This is a genomic window from Glutamicibacter soli (assembly GCF_003309065.1).
Taxonomy (GTDB): Bacteria; Actinomycetota; Actinomycetes; order Actinomycetales; family Micrococcaceae; genus Glutamicibacter; species Glutamicibacter soli.
This window is the reverse complement of the sequence record NZ_POAF01000007.1, coordinates 32,780-51,499: the sequence shown is the minus strand read 5'-3', so window position 1 is coordinate 51,499 and position 18,720 is coordinate 32,780. Positions and strand designations below refer to the sequence as shown.

Annotated in this window: 15 protein-coding genes and 1 pseudogene; 11 read left to right on the top strand and 5 right to left on the bottom strand. The window is 56.7% G+C overall.

Features of this window, described 5'->3' with window-relative positions:
* Positions 1-11 precede the first annotated feature (11 nt).
* Positions 12-1,148 (top strand): glycosyltransferase, encoded by a 1,137-nt coding sequence (locus C1H84_RS14310; RefSeq protein ID WP_160309077.1) that lies wholly within the window; start codon positions 12-14, stop codon positions 1,146-1,148.
* Between the two features lie 366 nt (positions 1,149-1,514).
* Here the strand turns inward: C1H84_RS14310 and istA are convergent, their stop codons facing one another.
* Positions 1,515-2,342, bottom strand: a complete 828-nt coding sequence (istA, locus tag C1H84_RS14305) for an IS21 family transposase (protein ID WP_181728153.1) — start codon at positions 2,340-2,342, stop codon at positions 1,515-1,517.
* Between the two features lie 115 nt (positions 2,343-2,457).
* Between istA and C1H84_RS14300 the strand changes: the two are divergent.
* Together C1H84_RS14300 and C1H84_RS14295 are read left to right on the top strand one after the other, a co-directional pair.
* A pseudogene (locus C1H84_RS14300) lies at positions 2,458-2,686 on the top strand (IS21 family transposase); the annotation flags it as partial.
* Between the two features lie 16 nt (positions 2,687-2,702).
* A complete protein-coding gene (locus C1H84_RS14295) occupies positions 2,703-2,933 on the top strand; it encodes an ATP-binding protein (RefSeq protein WP_047118935.1) in 231 nt (76 codons plus the stop codon).
* Between the two features lie 18 nt (positions 2,934-2,951).
* Here the strand turns inward: C1H84_RS14295 and C1H84_RS14290 are convergent, their stop codons facing one another.
* Both C1H84_RS14290 and C1H84_RS14285 read right to left on the bottom strand, forming a co-directional pair.
* Positions 2,952-3,140 (bottom strand): helix-turn-helix domain-containing protein, encoded by a 189-nt coding sequence (locus C1H84_RS14290; protein WP_047118936.1) that lies wholly within the window; start codon positions 3,138-3,140, stop codon positions 2,952-2,954.
* 313 nt (positions 3,141-3,453) lie between these two features.
* Entirely contained in the window at positions 3,454-4,683 is a 1,230-nt protein-coding gene (locus C1H84_RS14285) for a CDP-glycerol glycerophosphotransferase family protein (RefSeq protein WP_244910916.1), read from the bottom strand.
* 295 nt (positions 4,684-4,978) lie between these two features.
* Between C1H84_RS14285 and C1H84_RS14280 the strand changes: the two genes are divergently transcribed.
* From C1H84_RS14280 to mutM, 4 genes are read left to right on the top strand one after another with little or no spacing between them, the layout of a single operon-like run.
* On the top strand, positions 4,979-5,500 hold the full coding sequence (locus C1H84_RS14280) for a YceD family protein (RefSeq protein ID WP_113607761.1): 522 nt from the start codon (positions 4,979-4,981) through the stop codon (positions 5,498-5,500).
* A gap of 2 nt (positions 5,501-5,502) precedes the next feature.
* Complete coding sequence (gene rpmF, locus C1H84_RS14275) at positions 5,503-5,706, top strand: 50S ribosomal protein L32 (protein WP_013348816.1); 204 nt, start codon at positions 5,503-5,505, stop codon at positions 5,704-5,706.
* A gap of 3 nt (positions 5,707-5,709) precedes the next feature.
* On the top strand, positions 5,710-6,408 hold the full coding sequence (rnc, locus tag C1H84_RS14270) for a ribonuclease III (RefSeq protein WP_047118939.1): 699 nt from the start codon (positions 5,710-5,712) through the stop codon (positions 6,406-6,408).
* An 11-nt stretch (positions 6,409-6,419) separates the two neighbouring features.
* Positions 6,420-7,349, top strand: coding sequence for a bifunctional DNA-formamidopyrimidine glycosylase/DNA-(apurinic or apyrimidinic site) lyase (mutM, locus tag C1H84_RS14265; protein WP_113607760.1), 930 nt, complete (start codon positions 6,420-6,422; stop codon positions 7,347-7,349).
* Positions 7,350-7,352: 3 nt separating this feature from the next.
* Here the strand turns inward: mutM and C1H84_RS14260 are convergent, their stop codons facing one another.
* Positions 7,353-8,168, bottom strand: coding sequence for a serine hydrolase domain-containing protein (locus tag C1H84_RS14260; RefSeq protein ID WP_113607759.1), 816 nt, complete (start codon positions 8,166-8,168; stop codon positions 7,353-7,355).
* A 151-nt stretch (positions 8,169-8,319) separates the two neighbouring features.
* Here C1H84_RS14260 and smc point away from each other — a divergent pair, with 151 nt between their 5' ends.
* Both smc and C1H84_RS14250 read left to right on the top strand, forming a co-directional pair.
* Positions 8,320-11,889 carry a chromosome segregation protein SMC gene (gene smc / locus C1H84_RS14255; protein WP_113607758.1) on the top strand — a complete coding sequence of 1,190 codons (3,570 nt, stop codon included), beginning with the start codon at positions 8,320-8,322 and terminating at the stop codon, positions 11,887-11,889.
* Between the two features lie 68 nt (positions 11,890-11,957).
* The gene (locus C1H84_RS14250; protein WP_113607757.1) at positions 11,958-13,400 is read left to right on the top strand and encodes a glycosyltransferase family 2 protein; all 1,443 of its coding nucleotides are present in this window, start codon (positions 11,958-11,960) and stop codon (positions 13,398-13,400) included.
* Positions 13,401-13,468: 68 nt separating this feature from the next.
* Here C1H84_RS14250 and C1H84_RS14245 read toward each other — a convergent pair whose 3' ends face one another.
* Positions 13,469-14,701, bottom strand: a complete 1,233-nt coding sequence (locus C1H84_RS14245; RefSeq protein ID WP_181728152.1) for an MFS transporter — start codon at positions 14,699-14,701, stop codon at positions 13,469-13,471.
* A 168-nt stretch (positions 14,702-14,869) separates the two neighbouring features.
* Between C1H84_RS14245 and ftsY the strand changes: the two genes are divergently transcribed.
* Together ftsY and C1H84_RS14235 are read left to right on the top strand one after the other, a co-directional pair.
* Positions 14,870-16,060, top strand: a complete 1,191-nt coding sequence (gene ftsY, locus C1H84_RS14240) for a signal recognition particle-docking protein FtsY (RefSeq protein ID WP_047118943.1) — start codon at positions 14,870-14,872, stop codon at positions 16,058-16,060.
* Between the two features lie 360 nt (positions 16,061-16,420).
* A complete protein-coding gene (locus C1H84_RS14235; RefSeq protein WP_181728151.1) occupies positions 16,421-18,568 on the top strand; it encodes an acyltransferase family protein in 2,148 nt (715 codons plus the stop codon).
* Positions 18,569-18,720 lie beyond the last annotated feature (152 nt).

The following is an 18,720-nucleotide window of genomic DNA, read 5'->3' as shown; positions in this document are numbered from 1 at the left end:
GAGTTGTTCTCATGTCTAATCAGGTTGATAGGCTTGGCGGAGTATCACGTTTCATCGAACGAGTTTCATCTGAGTTTTTAAGACGCGGTTTTTTGGTTGAAATCATTGGAGTTAATCCGACTCCAAAAGATGAGCTTGTTGAAGTTAATCGACCGGCAGAAATGCTCGTGGATTGTCTATGGGATGAACATGCGCCAGAGAATTGGACACTGAATCGTCGTCGTGATCGCTTGAACCCCTTTAGACGGCGCCGAAATGCTCGCCGTCACGAACTTCGGTCGAATGGATGTCGAAAGCTATCCAAAAAGTTGGTCGAATGGGGTCCCGAAACCGTGATCCTGTGTACGCAAGTATTTGGTATGGAGCATCTGATTGAGGCCGGGTACGATCCGCTTGACCGTTCCCTTCCTCGGGTTATCGGACAATACCATGGTTCTTATGAAATGTGCGTCCAAACTGGCGACTTGCGTCGAGTGTTAAAGAACTACAAAGATGTTGATCGTTTTGTGTGTTTGACTGCAGACGATGCAGCACTATTCACGAGGGCTGGTCTGAATAACGTGTCCTGGCTTCCGAACCCGGTTGCCGATCCTTCGACGGTGGTCCAGGAGCGTGAAAATACATTCGTTACTCTAGGGCGCTATGACAAACAAAAATCATTGCACTACGTTGTAAAAGCTTGGGAATCGGTTTACTCGAATTTGCCCGATTGGAAGGTTGAGCTTTATGGGGAAGGTCCGCTTGGGGCTAGTCTGCAAGAGATGATTGATGATCTCAAATTACCACGTATTCGTCTGATGGGTAAAACGGACATGGTTGGTGAAGTACTTTCTTCTTCCAAAGTTCATTTGCTTTCTTCCCAATATGAAGGTTTACCAATTGCAATTGTTGAGGCCTCACTTGCTGGTGTACCAACAATTTCATTCGATTGCGCTCCCGGGATTCGAGATTTAATTATCGACTCCGAATCGGGGATTGTTGTTAGACAGAATAATGTATCCGAATTTGCGGCTTCAATGGAGAAACTGGCCTTAGAGCCAGAAACTCTAGCTCAATACTCGGATCGCGGCCGAATGCACGCACAGCAATATTTGCCATCGGCGATATCGTCCAAGTGGATAACACTTTTCAACGACTTGCAACGTTAGCCTTATTGAATGTTGGAATGGGCACATCAATTCAGGCAATTATGTACCAACAACCTTGTGTTACAGGTTGCGCGTTCCATTGCGTTTCAGTGTTTGGTATCCGTGCCGAAAGTCTAGGCACCACGGTGCCATGTCTGCACTTTTACAGTGGCACTTTGATGTTGGGGATATTTTGTGATGCGCTCGACTGGTCGCCGCATCAACTGGTGTGGCGATCAGTTCACCGGGACAGTAAAGCGCTTGGAGGTACTTCTATTTTGCGGATATGTGTATAACCAACCAGTGGCTGCGTCCCGCCGCGGGAATGGAGTATTTGCGCGCTCCTGCCGTGACTTGCACCGCTCTTGATCCCCAATGGCGAAGAACTCATCCTGATGCGAACCACTGCCTGCGGGAGCGTGGCTCGCCACGGAACGGGGTGCGCTCATTGAGCCATTCAACGCGTTCGGCGCCGGCGTCGTTCAGGTCGTCCATGGACTCGAACCGTTGGTCATCGAGGTAGTGGATGATCCAGTTCGTCACCAACTGCACCCCGGATTCCACGTTGCCTTTGTGCTGCGGCCGGTACGGTTCCGTCGGGACCGCCGCCGTCTGATAATGCTCAAGGAAAACTGAGTAGGATTGATTTACCTCCCGTACGTTCTCGTAACGGCTGACCGTGTTGGAGGCTGTCGAGGCGTTGTCTGGGATGATCACTTGGGCAACGCCTTGCGCATGTTCAAAAGCCCTGCGGTGCGCATCGCACCACGAGCCGAGCTTCTCATCCAGATACCCGTAGGCGAAGAGCAGACCCGAGTAGGGCAAGGTGGCCACGAAGATCGAGACTTTCGTGGCCCGGCCGATGATCGGGTCGACGATCTGCATTTTGGTGCCGGCCCAGTCCACCTGCATGGTGTGTCCTGGCTCGTGAGCGATCGGACTGGTCAGGTTTCTTTGCTGGACTTGTTCCGCGACGAGTTGGCAGAACCGTTCGTATTGATAGTGCCGCTGCGTGCCGGTGGCTTCGGTGCGCAGGTAGCGGGCCCAGAGCACTTTTAGCGGGGGTTTCTTCCTCCCGATTCGGGCTTTGATAACTGCGTCGATATCAATCGTAACGTAACTGGTGGAGACAGCTTTGCGCCCATCGGTGAAGCATTGCTCCAGTATTGAATATTTGACTCGTTGAGAGCCACCAATATTGCGCTTCAGCGCCACCAGACGGAAAAGCCGTTATTCTCGTTCAGAGCCACCGGGTATTCTCCTTTAGAGCCACCCTGCATAAACTCTTCCGACCAGGCAACAGCCGGTGTGGTGGAAGGAGCCATTTTCAATGGTACGAAAGATCAAAGAGAAGCGAATTCTCCAGCTTCGCCGAAGGTTTCTCAGGACGTGTCATCGCGTCCACCCAAGGCGTCTCCCGCAATAGCGTCGCCGAAGTCCTCAACGCCGCCGACACCACCTCACGCAGCTGGGACGTAGTCAAAGACCTCGCTGAAGAGAAGGTCTACCAACTCCGCTTCTCCGGCCGCAGCGAATACGCCCACCAGGGGATCCACGCGGTTCATCTTCGAGCTCATGGAGCGTAGGAGCGATGCTGCCTCGACCATTCTCTGCACGCAGTACAAACAATCGGACTGGCTCGCTCGGCTCGGAGCCGACACGATGGCAGATGCGATCATGGACCACATCGTCCACAACACGATCTGGGTTGAGACCGGTGAATTCAACATGCGTGAGGCGTACTCGGACGGTGGCTCTGAACAAGAATATTGGATGGCTCTGAACCGCAATATTCGATGGCTCTGAACCGTGATACTGGTGGTTCTAGAAGCTTCGAATAATCAGTATTTCGTCGCTTATGTCCTTGAGCTGTTCCAGCGTACTAAATTCCTGCTCGTCAATGACTTGACGGGCTTTAGAGATCGTTCGCGGTGAACAATTCAGCAGTTTTTGAACCTGCCGGTAGGAACGCCCCTGCAAGAGCAGGAGCATGATTTTGCGGTAATCAGCCATGATGGATGATTCCTTTCGACGGCCACGACATCGGTGTCGTGGGTGTCAGGATCATCTTGGCGTCGAATCCGGCTAAGTGCTATCCGATCGTTACGTCAGTGCTATCCGCTACGCCCATCCGATACGCGTACAGGTACTACCATATACTTCTGCTAAACAGCACCTAAACTATGTTGCAATTCTTAGCATGCGCCTGAGACTAAGTGATTGGTCTGCTCAGCACTGTGGTCACCGCTTTGACGCTAGTCAGCTTGTACGACTCCCGAAAATTAAGTGTTCTGCACCTGTTGCTAGAGCCATCTAGAACGGGTCATTAAGCCCGCCCGGATTTTTCATTGAGAGAATGCGATTCGTCAATGATCTCCACAGATGCATTGAGGAACCGATTCATGCTTGCATTCTTCGACGTGTCCCCGAAATAGTGCTCAACCAGATCGGCATATGAATCATCGGTCTGAGCCAGGCGTTCGCGAATCACCGTTGGCCCATTGGCTGCATTATTTGAAATCAATGAGGGGACCCGCAATAGCGCGGGGGAATCATCGACACTTGCTTCGGCACTCAGCGGTTTAGTGATCAGCAGGGGTTTTCCCGTAGCCAAGAAATCGTAGGCAACAGCTGAAATATCGGTGACGCAGATATCGGACATCGCCCATTGCCAGCCCCACTGCGGAGACTCGTCGTAAAACAGGGTGCCCGCACTATCCGCGTTGGCCTCGGTCAACCGAGCTTGGATCTTGTCCAGCGCAGCGCCATAACCAGAATCATTGATGCCGCTTCGTGGATGCGGACGGAAGATGATGTTGAATCCGCCATCCTTAATGAGGCTTTCTATCAATGCAACACCATGACTCTGCACACTCCCGTAGCGCATAGACGGACGATCGCCTTCCCAGGTGGGTGCGTAGAGCACTGTAGGAAGTTCAGGATTAACCGAAATCGGCGCGGGATAATCGACATCAATCTGCGGACGTCCTACCAAACGTGTTCGTTCAGCAACGTTGTAACGAGTCAGATTCTTGGCGAGCCGCTCCTGAGCCGCCACGCCGGCGGAGAATACGTAGTCGTAAGCCTTCATCTGGTTCGACCACATGTAAGCCTTTTCGCTTTCACCATGGCAGATGAAGACATGTGCCGGACTGTTGAATCGCATCATTTGGAAATTGCGGATGTTCTGATTGACGTAGAAGACTGCATCAATCTGTTGGCTAGCCAGCAAGTTCTCGATATCACCAATAGTCTTGGCGTAGAAAACCGGCAAGGGGCTCTCCTTGCCCAGGGCAATCGCAGTCTTTGGGTTCCTGACGATGATAACCAGCGGCATCTTCTGAGCGAGCTGACGTAGCGGTTCGTACCACTGGCGTGCCTGATATGCATTGACCATTGAGTCTGCGAAATAGAGGGCTGCCCTGTATCGACGGTTGCCACTAGGCTGCGCAAGGTAGACCGATGGATTGGAGTGCACTTCCGCATATGCGCGACGAGTTTCCAGTTTTTTGGTCGCGAATCGAGCGAGCGTTTTCGTCGCGGAGACCAGATTCAATGAAGTACCTTCTGTCTGGGGGAATCAAAGACTTAACTGATGTAAATTCTATGCGCTTCTGATAGGAGAAAGCTGATAAACGCCTGATGGAACCCTAGTGCGAACTAGAACACATTTGAATCACAGCCTCGATTTTGGGCAATGGGCACTCGGCACGTTATGATGAGATGTCGGACTATGTTCTATAGGAGTCATCATTAGCGATAAGCGTTCTGATCGATCGTCACATGGCGAAGTCGATCGCAACTCGCCTTTGGTTGTATCAGCCAAGGAGCTCGGCCGTTCGCCTGGCTCGATGAAAATTCTTAGCGAGCAGGTTCCGGCACCCACGGATGTGGGAAATGCACTCATCGGTATTCGTGGAGGATCTGAGCTCGACTTAGATCTTCGCCTTGAAGCCGTACATGAGGGGATTCTGGTATCGGGTACCGCTACCGCACAGATTGCGGGGGAATGTGGACGTTGCCTGGATCCCATCGAGTACGATTTCGCGGCTGATATTCAAGAGCTCTTCTACTATGAAGGCAGCGAAGAATTCGAAGACGATGATGAAGTGGATCAGTACTGGGTCGTTGGTGACTTGATTGACATCGACCCGGTAGTGCGGAGCGCAATTGGGACCGCACTGCCATTCCAGCCGGTTTGCCGGGAGGATTGTTTGGGCCTCTGCAGTGAATGCGGAGTGAATCTCAATGATGAACCCGAACATCACCATGAGGTACTGGACCCGCGTTGGGCAGCGCTTGCGCAGCTGGCCGACATTGCCGCAGAAGATGTGGCACCCGATAATACGTCAGACAAGAGAGAAGAGAAGTAGTCGTGGCTGTTCCAAAGCGGAAGATGTCCCGTGCGAATACTCGTGCACGCCGTTCTCAGTGGAAGGCTACCGCGCCTAACCTGGTGAAGACCGTTGAAAACGGTCGCGTAACTTACAGCCTGCCTCACCAGGCAAAGGTTGTCACCGACTCGGCCGGTACCGAGCTGTTCCTTGAGTACAAGGGTCGCAAGGTCGCAGACGTCTAAGACATGTCTTCAAAAGAAGAACTGATGAAGCGTCTCGGAATCGACATCGATTCCGAGACGCTTCGTCTTGCCCTGACCCATCGTTCGTATTCGTACGAGAACGGTGGAATACCAACCAACGAACGCGTCGAATTTCTTGGCGACTCCATCCTCGGTTTTTCGGTTGCCGAATACCTCTACAAGAAGTATCCGGACCTTCCCGAAGGCGACCTGGCCAAGCGCCGTGCCGCAATCGTCAGCACCCGTGCCTTGGCCATCATTGCCCGGGACCTCGGAGTAGGGGAGCACATCTTCCTCGGACGCGGTGAAGCTCAATCCAACGGTGCCAACAAGGCTTCAATCCTTGCAGACACCATGGAAGCCTTGATCGGCGCCACGTATCTGGATCAGGGAATGGATGCAGCTCGTGCGTTGGTCCTTCGGTTCGTGACGCCCTTGCTGGAAGACGTTCGCCTTCTTGGCGCGGCGACTGACTGGAAAACTGTCATCCAGGAAGAAGTCGCAGCCAAGAAACTGGGTGACATGCGCTATCAAGTGACCGGATCCGGTCCTGACCATGCACGCACCTATGAAGCAACGCTTGTAATCTCTGACGAGCCTTACGGCAGCGGCCACGGCCCGTCGAAGAAGGAGGCGGAGCAGGAAGCTGCTCGCAACTCTTGGCTGCAACTGCACCCTGGCGAACAGATTCCACGAAGCTAAGGTCGGTTTCATTGCCGGAATTACCTGAAGTTGAAGTAGTCCGTGTCGGACTGGACAAGTGGGTTCGGGGCCGTCGAATTGAATCGGTGCAGGTCCTGGACCCACGTTCGGTCCGCCGGCACCACGACGGCCCACTTGATTTCGAACATTCCCTGACTGGTTGCACAGTAAGTACCGTCGCCCGACGTGGAAAATTCCTGTGGATGGAGCTTGACGGACTCCCGGAACCAGCCGCATTGATGGCCCATCTCGGGATGAGCGGGCAGCTTCTTGTCGAAGAGCCGGCCGCTCCCGATGAAAAGCACCTCAAGGTTAGACTGACCCTCAGCGACATGCCTGACGCACCCGCCGAGCTGCGATTCGTCGACCAGAGGATATTCGGCGGCATGTTCCTTTCTGCGCTGACGGCAACCTCTGATGGCGGCCCTGGCGGTGCGGGCAGCATGAGCAAATTCATCCCACAGGCCGCCGCCCATATTGCGCGAGACGTACTGGATCCGGTGCGAAGCGCGGAGGATCTCTATACCTCCCTGCGCAAAAAGACGACTCAGCTCAAACGCGCAATCCTTGACCAAGAAGTCATCTCGGGCGTTGGAAACATCTACGCCGACGAGGCCCTCTGGGCCGCCGGGCTTTCCGGCCTGCGAAACACTGCCACCATCCGCCGCTTCGAGGTAACGCTTCTGAATGAGGCGCTGATTGACGTGATGACCCGTGCGCTGGAAGCTGGCGGGACGAGCTTCGACTCGCTCTACGTCAACGTCAACGGCGCCAGCGGCTATTTCTCCCGATCCCTGAATGCCTATGGGAGAGAAGGGGAACCATGCCTTCGGTGCCTAGAGCAAGGACGCCAGTCCTTGATCCGCCGCGACCCCTTCATGGGGCGGTCCTCTTACAGCTGCCCTGTATGCCAACCGCGGCCGCGGCGAATCCCCAGATAGGTTTTAGGCTGCGTAGGCCTTGAGCACACGCTCGTTATAGCCCGCCCACGCATCCGCCGCCCACGGTCCGAAATTGCGGTCTGTGAGGGTCACGCAGGCCAGACGGTCTACGGGATCCACCCAGAGGAACGTTCCCGATTGGCCGAAATGCCCAAAGGTCTGGGCAGGATGCGACGCTCCGGTCCAGTGCGGATTCTTCGAAGAACGAAGCTCGAATCCCAAACCCCAGTCATTCGGGTTCTGCCGTCCATACCCGGGCAGGATGCCAACCAAGCCCTCAAAATGGACCCGGGTTGCATCGGACAGGGTCTCTGGAGAAACGAGTGTCGGGTTCAGGAGCTCGGCCGCGAACTTAGCAAGATCCGCCGCGCTGGACCGACCATCCTTTGCGCAGCTTCCCGCGATTTTGGTGGAATTCATGCCGAGCGGAGCGAAAACCGCCTCCTGCGCGTAGTCGGCAAAGTTGATTTCTGTTTCCTGCTGCAGGTGTTCGGCCAATTTTTCGAAACCGTAGTTGGAGTACCCGCGTTTGGCGCCCACCGCGAAACGGATGACATCTGAATCGAAGTCGTACCCGGCGGTATGAGCCAGCAAGTGGTGGACGGTAGATCCTTCAGGCCCGGCAGGATCTTCCAGGTTGATCGCTCCTTCTTCCAAGGCAATCAGGAATGCATACGAGCTCAGCAACTTGGTGACCGAAGCCAAGGCATAGACCTTGTCAAGGTCGCCGTGCTGGCCAGCAATTGAACCCCGCCCATCGATGACAACAGACACTGCGTTGTCCACCGGCCAGTTTTCGATCTCTGATAAGACGTCCACGAAATGATCTACCCCTCGTTTTTGCTGAGCTCAAGGGCGAGCAGAAACCGGTTTTCACTGAGTCGTTTCGATAGAATCATCTCGGAGAACATGGTCTGCGCGTCCATGACTAACACTATCGATATCGGGCCGAACTTAGGAATTTCACGCTGTGCATCTGAAGACTCTTACCGTTCGCGGATTCAAGTCTTTTGCTTCGGCGACCACTTTTGAGTTCGAGCCGGGCGTTACGGCTGTTGTCGGACCCAACGGTTCGGGCAAATCCAATGTCGTTGATGCCCTGTCATGGGTTATGGGGGAGCAGGGGGCCAAAACGTTGCGCGGCGGCAAGATGGAAGATGTCATCTTTGCCGGAACGTCAGGGCGTCCGCCGCTGGGACGTGCCCATGTCTCACTCACCATCGACAATACCGATGGACAGCTTCCCATTGACTACGCCGAAGTGACCATTTCGCGAACCCTGTTCCGTGCAGGCGGCTCCGAATACGCAATCAACGGAAGCTCGTGCAGGTTGCTGGACATCCAAGAACTCCTGTCCGACTCGGGGCTGGGCCGTGAAATGCATGTCATCGTCGGCCAAGGCCAGCTGGACAGAATCCTCCATGCCACCGCCGAAGACCGCCGGGGCTTCATCGAGGAAGCCGCCGGGGTGCTCAAGCACCGGCGGCGCAAGGAAAAGACCCTGCGCAAGCTGCAGGCCATGCAGGGCAACATGGACCGGTTGGAAGACCTGAACTCCGAGGTCCGCCGGCAACTGGCGCCCCTGGGCCGCCAGGCTAAGATTGCCCGCCGAGCGCAGACCGTCCAGTTGGACGTGCGTGATGCCAGGGCTCGCCTGCTGGCCGATGACCTGGTGTCGCTGAACAACAAGCTTGCTCAGGACATCAGCGACGAATCCAAGATCCAGGCACAGCAGCAGGACGTCGCCTCGCGGCTTGAGCGCGTCCGCCGCCAGGTCTCCGAACTTTCCGAGCGGAGCGAGATTCTCACGCCCCGGCTCGCCCTGATGCAGGAGACCTGGGTTGCGCTCACCACGCAGGCCGAGCGTTTTCGCTCGCTGACCGCGTTGGCGCGCGAACGGGGAAAACTGCTTGAAAGCAATCAAACGCATTTCGATTCGAGCCGTGATCCGGAACGGCTTGAAGCCCAAGCGGAGCGATTGAGCGAGGAACTCGAGGAGCTTGTCGAGGCAGTCGAAGACCGCCACGAAATCCTGGCCGAAGCCATCGAAGCCAAAGAGCAGGCCGAAGAACAATCGCGTGCAGAACAGCAGCGCATGGCCGCCATGCTGCGCGCGGCCGCTGACCGTCGCGAGGGAATGTCACGGCTTGCCTCGCAGGTGGCATCGGCACGCAGCCGCGTAGATGTGACGCGCGCGGAGATCTCCAGACTGCGGGACAACGTCCAGTCCTTTGATGCGGATCTTGCGGCAGACGCGCGCTCGCACGAATCGGTCAGCACCGAACTCGACGAACAGCTCGCCGGCGAGCACCAGCTCAACAACCTGTTTGAAAAAGCAGAAGCTTCCTTCACCCGCTTAGCCGAAGAGCAGAACCGGGATAGCCGGCGCCAGCAGGAACTGTCGGTCCGGATTTCCGGCCTCCGCGCGCGACTGGACGCCCTGAAGCTGAATTCGAAGCCGGATGACCGTTCCGCTCAGTTGCTCGAACGATCTCCGGACGTGCTCGCCGGGCGGCTGGGGGAGCTGCTGACGGTCACCGAGGGTTATGAGCAGGCCGTCGCCGCAATCCTGCGCGACTGCGCGGAACACCTGGTGGCGGGGCGCTCCGCCGACGCGATCGCATTGGTCAGGCAACTGGCGGATGACCAGTCCGCCAACGCATCCTTTGTCCATGCAGATGTCCCGATGGCGTCCACCCCCGACCTTGGCGAGCTGGCCATTGCGGCACGGGACATCGTGAGTTCTGCCGACGAGTTCTCGAATCTCCTGGACAATATCTTCGCCCACCACTACGTCGTCACTGACTTCGATGCCGCTCAGCAGATTTTCGAAGCGCACCCGGAAGCCAAACTCACGACCTTTGAAGGCATGACTTTTTCCAGGCTTTGCAGTTCCATTGGAGATTCAGCCGGAGCCTCGCTGATCGCCCAGCAAGCGTTGGTCGAGCAGACGTCAGCGGAGTTGGGCCAGGCCCAGGAGGAACTAGCGCAACTGGAAATCGAACTGGCGCGGCGTGCACCGGTGCTGTCCGATGCAGAGCATGCCAGGGATGAAGCCTTGAGGCAGCTGGCCGAATCCGATGCGGCAATCGAGGAATTGTCCAACTACCTGGCCCGTCTGGGCCACAAGCTTCGTTCGGCGCAATCCGAGAAGAAATCCTTGCAATCCAGGCTTGACGCTGCCATTGAAAAACTTGAAATTGAACAAGAATCCTACGAGGAAATCAGCGAGCGCATGGACATGGCGTCGACCGATTCCGAGGATGAGCCCGTCGACGAGGCGACACGGGCCGCATTGGCGGACGCCGCGGCAGCTGCACGGCAGCAAGAACTTGAGGCCAGGCTTGCGCTGCGAAGCAGCGAAGAGCGGGTGACCGCGTTGCGCTCCCGGGTCGAGGGCCTGCGCCGCACCGCTGCCGCCGAACGCACCCATCGGGAAGTGGCGCTGAATCGCGCCGCCGAGCGCAAGGCGCAAGCTGCGAAGGCCCAGCGTGTGGAACAGGCTTCCGAACGCGTGCTTCGATTCATTGAATTGTCATTGACGATGGCCGGCCAGCAACGGGACGAGCTTTCGGTCAGGAAATCCGAACTTGAAGAACTGCTGGCGAGCAATCGGACCGAGGCTGAGCAGCTCGCAGCCGAACTTTCCCGGCTGGCCGATGCGGTGCATCGTGACGGAATACTCCGCGCCGAGTTGCGTATCAAGATCGAGAATCTGGAAACGAAATCCCTAGAAGAACTCGGCTACACCCCCGATCACCTGATCGCGAATTTCGGTCCTGATCAATTGATTCCCGAGACGTCAGACCCCGATGACAAGTGGGCTGAACTTCGAGTTAATGTAGATGAAGACGGCAATGCGGTCGGCACGAAACCCTTCGACCGCGCCGAACAGGAAAAACGGCTCAAGAAAGCCGAACGTGATCTTGCCGCACTGGGCAAGGTCAACCCGCTGGCGCTGGAGGAATTCGCGGCCTTGGAGGAACGGCACAAATTCCTTGCCGGACAGCTTGAAGATCTGAAGAAGTCGCGAGGCGACCTGCAACAGATCATCAAGGACGTGGATTCACATGTGGAGCGAGTCTTCACCGAGGCGTACAACGACACCGCGGTGCAGTTCAAGAGGATCTTCGACAGGCTGTTTCCCGGGGGCGAAGGGCAGCTGGTCCTGACAGATCCCGAGAACATGCTCACGACCGGTATCGAGGTTGAAGCCCGTCCGGCAGGCAAGAAGATCAAGCGGCTGTCTCTGCTATCAGGTGGCGAACGCTCGCTGACCGCAGTGGCGCTTCTGGTGGCGATCTTCAAAGCCCGTCCTTCGCCGTTCTACGTCATGGACGAGGTCGAAGCCGCGCTCGATGATGTGAATCTGGGACGGCTCATCACGATCTTCGAGGAGCTTCGTGAATCCTCGCAGTTGATCGTGATCACGCACCAGAAGAAGACGATGGAAGTCGCTGATGCCTTGTACGGAGTGACCATGCGCGGGGATGGCGTCTCCACTGTGATCAGCCAGAAGATGGACCGCAGTGCGTCCTGAGGCAAATAAGCCAGTTGGTGGGCTAGAGTGTGCTGAGACTTTCCTACTAGCCTGAGAAGAGCTCTGACATGGTGTCTTCGGTTCCAGCCGAATCCGGATCTGCAACGCGGGAATCCGGCACGTCGGTTTTCGTCAGCATCGTTGTGCCCGTCTACAACGCGATGCCGTACCTGACTGACCTTCTGAGCTCTCTGGATGCCCAGACCTTGGACACTTCGTTGTTCGAGGCGATTTTCGTGGACGACGGTTCCACCGACAATGGCGGGCAGGTCCTGGACGAGTACGCGGCCGGCCGCGAGCACGTCACAGTCATCCATCAAGAAAACAGCGGATGGGCCGGCAAACCCCGGAACGTGGGCATGGACAGCGCCAACGGTGAATACATTTTCTTCGTCGACTCCGATGACTGGCTGGGTGCCGAGACATTAACGCGCATGCGGGATTTTGCGCTTGCACATGACTCCGACGTCGTGGCTCCACGGCTGGTTCCTGCCGGGGGGCGCAAGGGCGGGGGGAGTACCTTTGCGCAAACGGTCATTGATGCGCCGCTGGAACACATGCTTAAGACCTTGATGCCGCAGAAGATGATCCGCGCTGAATTGTTGCGTGCCAATAACATCCGGTTCCGTGAAGACAAGGTGCGCCTCGAAGACGGAATGGCTTTGGTCAAGGCTTATTGTGCAGCGCACCGCAACAGCATTCTCGGCGACTACGAGTACTACTACATCAGGGCTCGTTCTGACGGAGCCAACATCAGCATGGCTCCAATCGATCCTGCAAGCTACACGGCATCGCTGGCGCATATTGCGACCACGCTGATGGAAGATGTTCCTGATTCGGACTACGCCAAGGATCTTGTCGCAGGGCTCTTCTCAAGAAAAGGACTCAAAGTCTACCGAGGCCAGCGTTTCTTGAAGTACCGCGAAGCCAAGCGCAAAGGATGGATTCAAGCCCATCGGGAATTTCTTGCCGAGTTCCTGCCTGATGACCTCCACCGATTCGAGGGAATTCGCCGGGAGAAAGTCGTTTGTATTCTCAACTCCGACCATGACGGACTCATCTGTCTTGCCCGTTTGGAAGCCAATGAAGAACGGTCTCCAGTCCTGGAATCCGTTGAGGCTGAAGCGCGCTACCTGAAATTCAGCGCGAGAGTCCCGAACTATGTTTCGAAGCCCGTAAGCTTTGTCGCCGAACAACGCAAGACCAAAGAACAGCAGCGCATCTCGCTTCATTGCAGCGATAGCCAGGGGGCGGACGAGCAGCTGATTGCTGCCAAGTTGCCCTTGGACGGTGCGCAGGGGCTGCTTGATTTGTCGATTCTGCTGGCCGATGGGCGCCTCAAGCGCATTGAATTCCCACAAGGGGTGCCGGAAACGACGCACCTTGGGGCCCGGGTTTACCGCACCGCAAACGGGTATGCCAGCGTGGATGCCCGCCAGCTCAGAGCCGGAACGTTGCAGCGGGTCATGAACCGGGTAGGCAAGGTTTTCGGTCGTCGTTCCAAGCTGTAGCCGGAGCAGCAAGCGATGCGGCTTTGCGCATCAGAAACCTGCTGCCAAAAACTGCCGAATCTGCAATGCTAAACGGCTGGGACCGGCTTCGGGGTGCGGGGAACCACGATCCACGCAAGAACGCCGACGAGGCCTACGAGGGCAGAAAGGCCAAAGGCCAACTGGTAGCTCCAGAAGTCAGCCATTGCGCCGGCAATCAGCGGCCCGATAATAGAACCCAAGTCGGTGCACATTTGAAAACCAGCAAGCGCCTTGCCACCGTTGCGACCTGAACCAATGACATCCGCAACCGAGGCTTGCTGGGCCGGGCCCAAGGTTCCCGCACCGAATCCGGCGAACACCGAACAGATGATGAAGCCGGCGAAAGACGTGAAGACCCCCATCGCGCCGATGCTGACAATGAGCACGCTCATGCCCAGCAACACGGGAATCTTCCTGCCGATGCGGTCGGTGAGCTTGCCGGCGAACAACAGCGCGCAGCCGTTGCCCACTGCAAAGATGGCAAGGGAGATCCCGGCGACGGACTGGCCTTGTGCTTGGCCGAAAACTGCAAGGGCGAACAGCGGGATCATGCTGTTTCGAACGCCGAAGGCCAGCCATCCGTAACTGAAGCCTGAAAACAGGGCTGCCCGGTAGGTTGTGGATCCCATGGCCTGGCGCATGGTGACGACTTCGATCGACTGTCCAGCTGCAGCAGGATTGTTGGCTTGCTCGTCAAGGTCGCGGCGGCGGCCCAACGCCATGTAGACGACTGCCGCGGCAATCACCAAAGCCACGCCGTAAATCACGAATGGCAAGCGCATGCCGAGCGGGGCCAAGACTGTTCCAAGCACAGGCCCCGCCACATTGCCAAGCAGGAATGATCCGGCGTACAGACCAGAAATTCTTCCCCTCGACTCGTCGGGAGAAAGCCTGGCAATCAGTGCCATCGCTGAAATGGTGAACATCGTAGATCCGAAGCCACCCAAGCCTCGGGCCAGCAGAAGCTGCGTGTAATCCTGTACCGCGGCGCAGAGCAATGTGGAGACCGCGACCAGCAGTACGCCAGTGACATAGATGCGAGGTTCACCCAGTTTCCCCACAAGTACGCCAGCTACCGGTGCAAAGATCAACCGGGTGAACGCGAAGATGCTGACAATGACAGTTGCCGCCGCAGCTCCCACATCGAAACTCACCGCGTACTGGGGGAGGATCGGCGCGATCAAGCCGAATCCCAAAGCAATGATGAATGCCGCAACCAGCAGCACTCGAATTTCGGCAGGAATGGGCGGACGAGCCGGTGCCTTCTGTGTAAATGCCATAGTCATTGCCGCGATGTCAGGGCCCTGCCTGAGGCGGTCAGCCTTTCTGTCAAGAATTAGGGGTCCGGGGACCACAAGCCATTCTATGCCCTTCCACCCGAGCCTGTCGGATGGACGAATTTGCCTCTGAAAACGGCAAAACGCCGAAGATATGAGACGATTTAGAGCGTGACCGATTCGCTATTACTTACCATCATCATTGTCGCGGTCGTTGTAGTGGTGGGCATTGTTGCCACCGCCTTCGTAGCCAAGGGCCGCAAGCCTAGGACTCCATACACAACTGAGCGCGACGCTGACGACGTTCCCAGCGCCACCGTTGCTGGAGGCGAAACTGACACCCTTGAAGGCTCAGTCGCCACCACGGATGGCACAGATGCGCCGGTTGGCGTCGTCGAGCCTGAGGCTCCCGTTGCCCCAGCCCTAGACGTACCTGAACCTGTCCAAGGTCGTCTAGCCCGTCTGCGCGCACGACTGACCAAGTCCAACAACATGTTCTCCAAGGGCCTTCTGGCTCTGCTTAGCCAGGACTCCATCGATGAGGACGTCTGGGACGAGATCGAAGAAACCCTGCTGCTGGCGGACCTCGGTACCGAACCAACCCTGGAACTCGTCGACGCACTGCGCGAACGGGTCAAGGTCGAGGGCAGTCGAGACCCGCAACGGGTCAAGGCAATGCTTCGCGAAGAACTCCTCAAGCTCGTTGATCCGAGCCTGGACCGCACGTACCTCCCGGAGCCTCATCCGGACCGTCCGAGCATCATCATGGTGGTGGGCGTGAACGGCGTCGGCAAGACGACGACCATCGGCAAGATGGCACGCGTGCTGGTCGCGGAAGACAAGGACGTGCTCCTCGGCGCGGCGGATACCTTCCGCGCGGCGGCAGCGGAGCAGCTTGCAACCTGGGGCGACCGCGTTGGCGTGCCGACCGTTCGCTCGGAAATTGACGGTGCAGACCCAGCTTCGGTTGCTTTCGAAGCCGTGTCGGCTGGAATTGACCAAGAAGTCGACATCGTCATGATCGATACTGCCGGCCGCCTGCAGAACAAGGTTGGCCTGATGGACGAGCTGGGCAAGATCAAGCGGGTCGTCGAAAAGAAGGCAACTGTTGACGAAGTCCTGCTGGTCCTCGACGCGACGACTGGTCAGAACGGTCTTTCGCAGGCCAAGGTGTTCTCCGAAGTCGTGAATGTCTCCGGCATCGTATTGACCAAGCTGGACGGCACTGCCAAGGGCGGCATCGTGGTAGCGATCCAGCGCCAGCTCGGCGTTCCGGTCAAGCTGGTCGGACTGGGTGAAGGCCCGGATGATCTGGCTCCATTTGATCCTGAAGCATTCGTAGACGCCCTGCTCGAAGGCTAGTTGACAGGATGCTTGGTTGCAGCCCCGCCTCGGCGGGGCTGCAGTTTTTAAAACGGCAGGCAGGAAAATCCGACGTTGGTGACACGCGAGGCCGTTGTGAGATGGAACGCAACGAGTGGCGACCATCATGTACCGTAAATTCCCTAATCAGAGCCTAAGCGTCCGATAAGCTTGATGCGTCAACGTCTATGTTTTCTTCTGTATTACTCAGAAGCCGCCCAGAAAGCGTGTGTAGACAGGATGACGGGGGACGTCAGTGGCGACGCTTGCGCAGTCAGGAATGCCACCATGCACCTGATGCGACTGACGGCCGTTGAACTTGGGACCGCCGTACAAAAAGCTACAGGGATCAGACTGCCAGTGACATCTACACAGGACCACGGAACACCCAAGCCTCGAACCACGTCAAAACAAGGCGCAAAAACTTTATCGTTCAGACTCGACATTCAAGGATTGCGCGCCATTGCAGTAGGTGCGGTTGTTCTGTACCACTTCTGGCCGAACCGTCTTCCTGGTGGATTCATTGGCGTGGACATGTTTTTCGTTATTTCGGGTTTTCTGATCACCTCGCACCTCATCTCCAAGCCGCCGACTGGTTTGCGTGACGTGGCCCAATTCTGGATGCGTCGAGTTAAACGTCTGCTGCCTGCCTCGTTCCTGGTTATTCTGCTCAGCGTTCTGGGCGTGTGGCTATTTGCACCGGAAACCCTATGGCGTGACTGGGGATTGCAGGCACTGGCGGCAACCTTCTATTTCCAAAATTGGTACCTTGCGCTGAACAAGGTCGACTACCTGGCCGAGGCGGATGCCCCTAGCCCGTTCCAGCATTTCTGGTCGCTGGCCGTTGAAGAACAGTTCTACTTCGTCTGGCCCGTCTTGCTCGGGTTGGTCATCGCGGCGGCTGCTTATCTTGGAAAGTCTCGGAAGAAAGCACTTCTTGCCGTGCTCGGGGCAGTGTTCTTCCTCGGGCTCGGATACTCAATCTATGCCACTTGGTCCAACTCGGGGCTCGCCTATTTCTCCACATTCACCAGGGTGTGGGAGTTCGCTGCCGGCGGGCTCGTCGCGGCCCTGGGCGCCAGTGTTTACAAAGCCAAATCCGATACAACAAGTTTGGTTGGAGCTTGGGCCGGTATCGCCGCGATCGGCGTCAGCCTGCTCTTTTTCACCGGCGAAATGCCGTTCCCGGGGTACATCGCACTGATTCCCGTTCTGGGAACGGCGCTGCTGATCCTTTCGCACTCCACTCATAGGTATTCGCCAAACCGTCTGTTGTCGGTACGCCCGATGCAGTTCATTGGCGACAACTCCTACGCAATCTACCTCTGGCATTGGCCGATGATGGTACTGCTTCCGTTTGCTCTCGAGAATTTCTACTGGTACCAGAAGATCGGCGTTCTGGTGCTGACGCTTCTGCTTGCTGTCTCAACCCAGAAGCTGGTCGAAGTCAGGTTCCGGAAGTTCATTGATGCCTCTCCCAAGCTCAGCGCTCCGCGGTTCCTGCTGGCTGGCAGCCTGGTGTTGACGCTGATCGCCGGCGGTTTTTACCAGTACAGCGGAGTCCAGCTGGACCGCAGCACCGACATCAACAGGGCGGTTGCCCAAGTGACCAAGGAAGTCGGGAAGTCCTGCCTGGGCGCGAACTCTTTGTCGGAAAGCTGCGACGAACCACAAGATGACTCGACCAGCTTCAATTCGCTCGCTCCTCAGCCGGTGGCTGCCAAGAGCGACAAGCCGTTCCTGTACGCAGAAGATTGCTTTGCCAGTCAGGAGACTGGCTTCTCTGAGCGCCCTGTATGCCATTATGGGGACGGGAAGACCCAGCTTGCCCTGGTAGGCAATTCTCACGCCGGCCAATGGATGCCAGCCGTGCAGAACATGGCCGATGAGCATGACTGGAGCGTGGATACCTACGTAGTCAACCGTTGCGCGGTCATGGGCCTGCCGCAGGAGTTCGACGCACAATCCTCGACAGAAGGTTGCGAAGAGCTTGGTGGTTGGGTGACCGAACAGATCGAGGAAGAAGACTACGACCTGGTGATCAGTTCAAACCGCCAATCGGTGCCTATCGCCGGATACGATTTGGAAGAATCTACCGCTCCGGCAACCGAGGCCTATGAAAAGCTCTTGGGCAAGTGGGCTGATAGCGGAGCTGATATCGCTGTAATTCGTGATACCCCTTGGCCCGGTGAGACTCTTGACAACGTACCTGACTGCGTCGCGGAGAACCCCAGCGATCCCGGGGAATGCAGCGGCGCAGCCGACGAATGGATCCCCGAGGATCCGCAGGCTGATGCCGTTGAGGCCTTGGATAACCCGAAGGTGGTCTCCTTGGACATGAACGATCAGCTGTGTCGCGAGGATCGCTGTTACTCGGTTGTTGGCGGCCTTGTGGCGTATTGGGACCATTCGCATCTGAGCGAAACGTATGCCGCTTCCCTCAGCGGAACGCTTTCACAACGCATGAAGGACGAGCTCGACAGCGACGAACTTTTCCCGGCGTCCTGATTGATCCCGTGCGGCTCACGTTTTCGTGTGGGTCGCGCGGGATCTTTTTGATCTATTTGAACCCGCGGTATTTTGATAGCTATTCGATTAAAAATGTGAAGATAGGCGGCTTTGAAAGTTATGGTCAATCGTATACATCACTAGTATCGAGG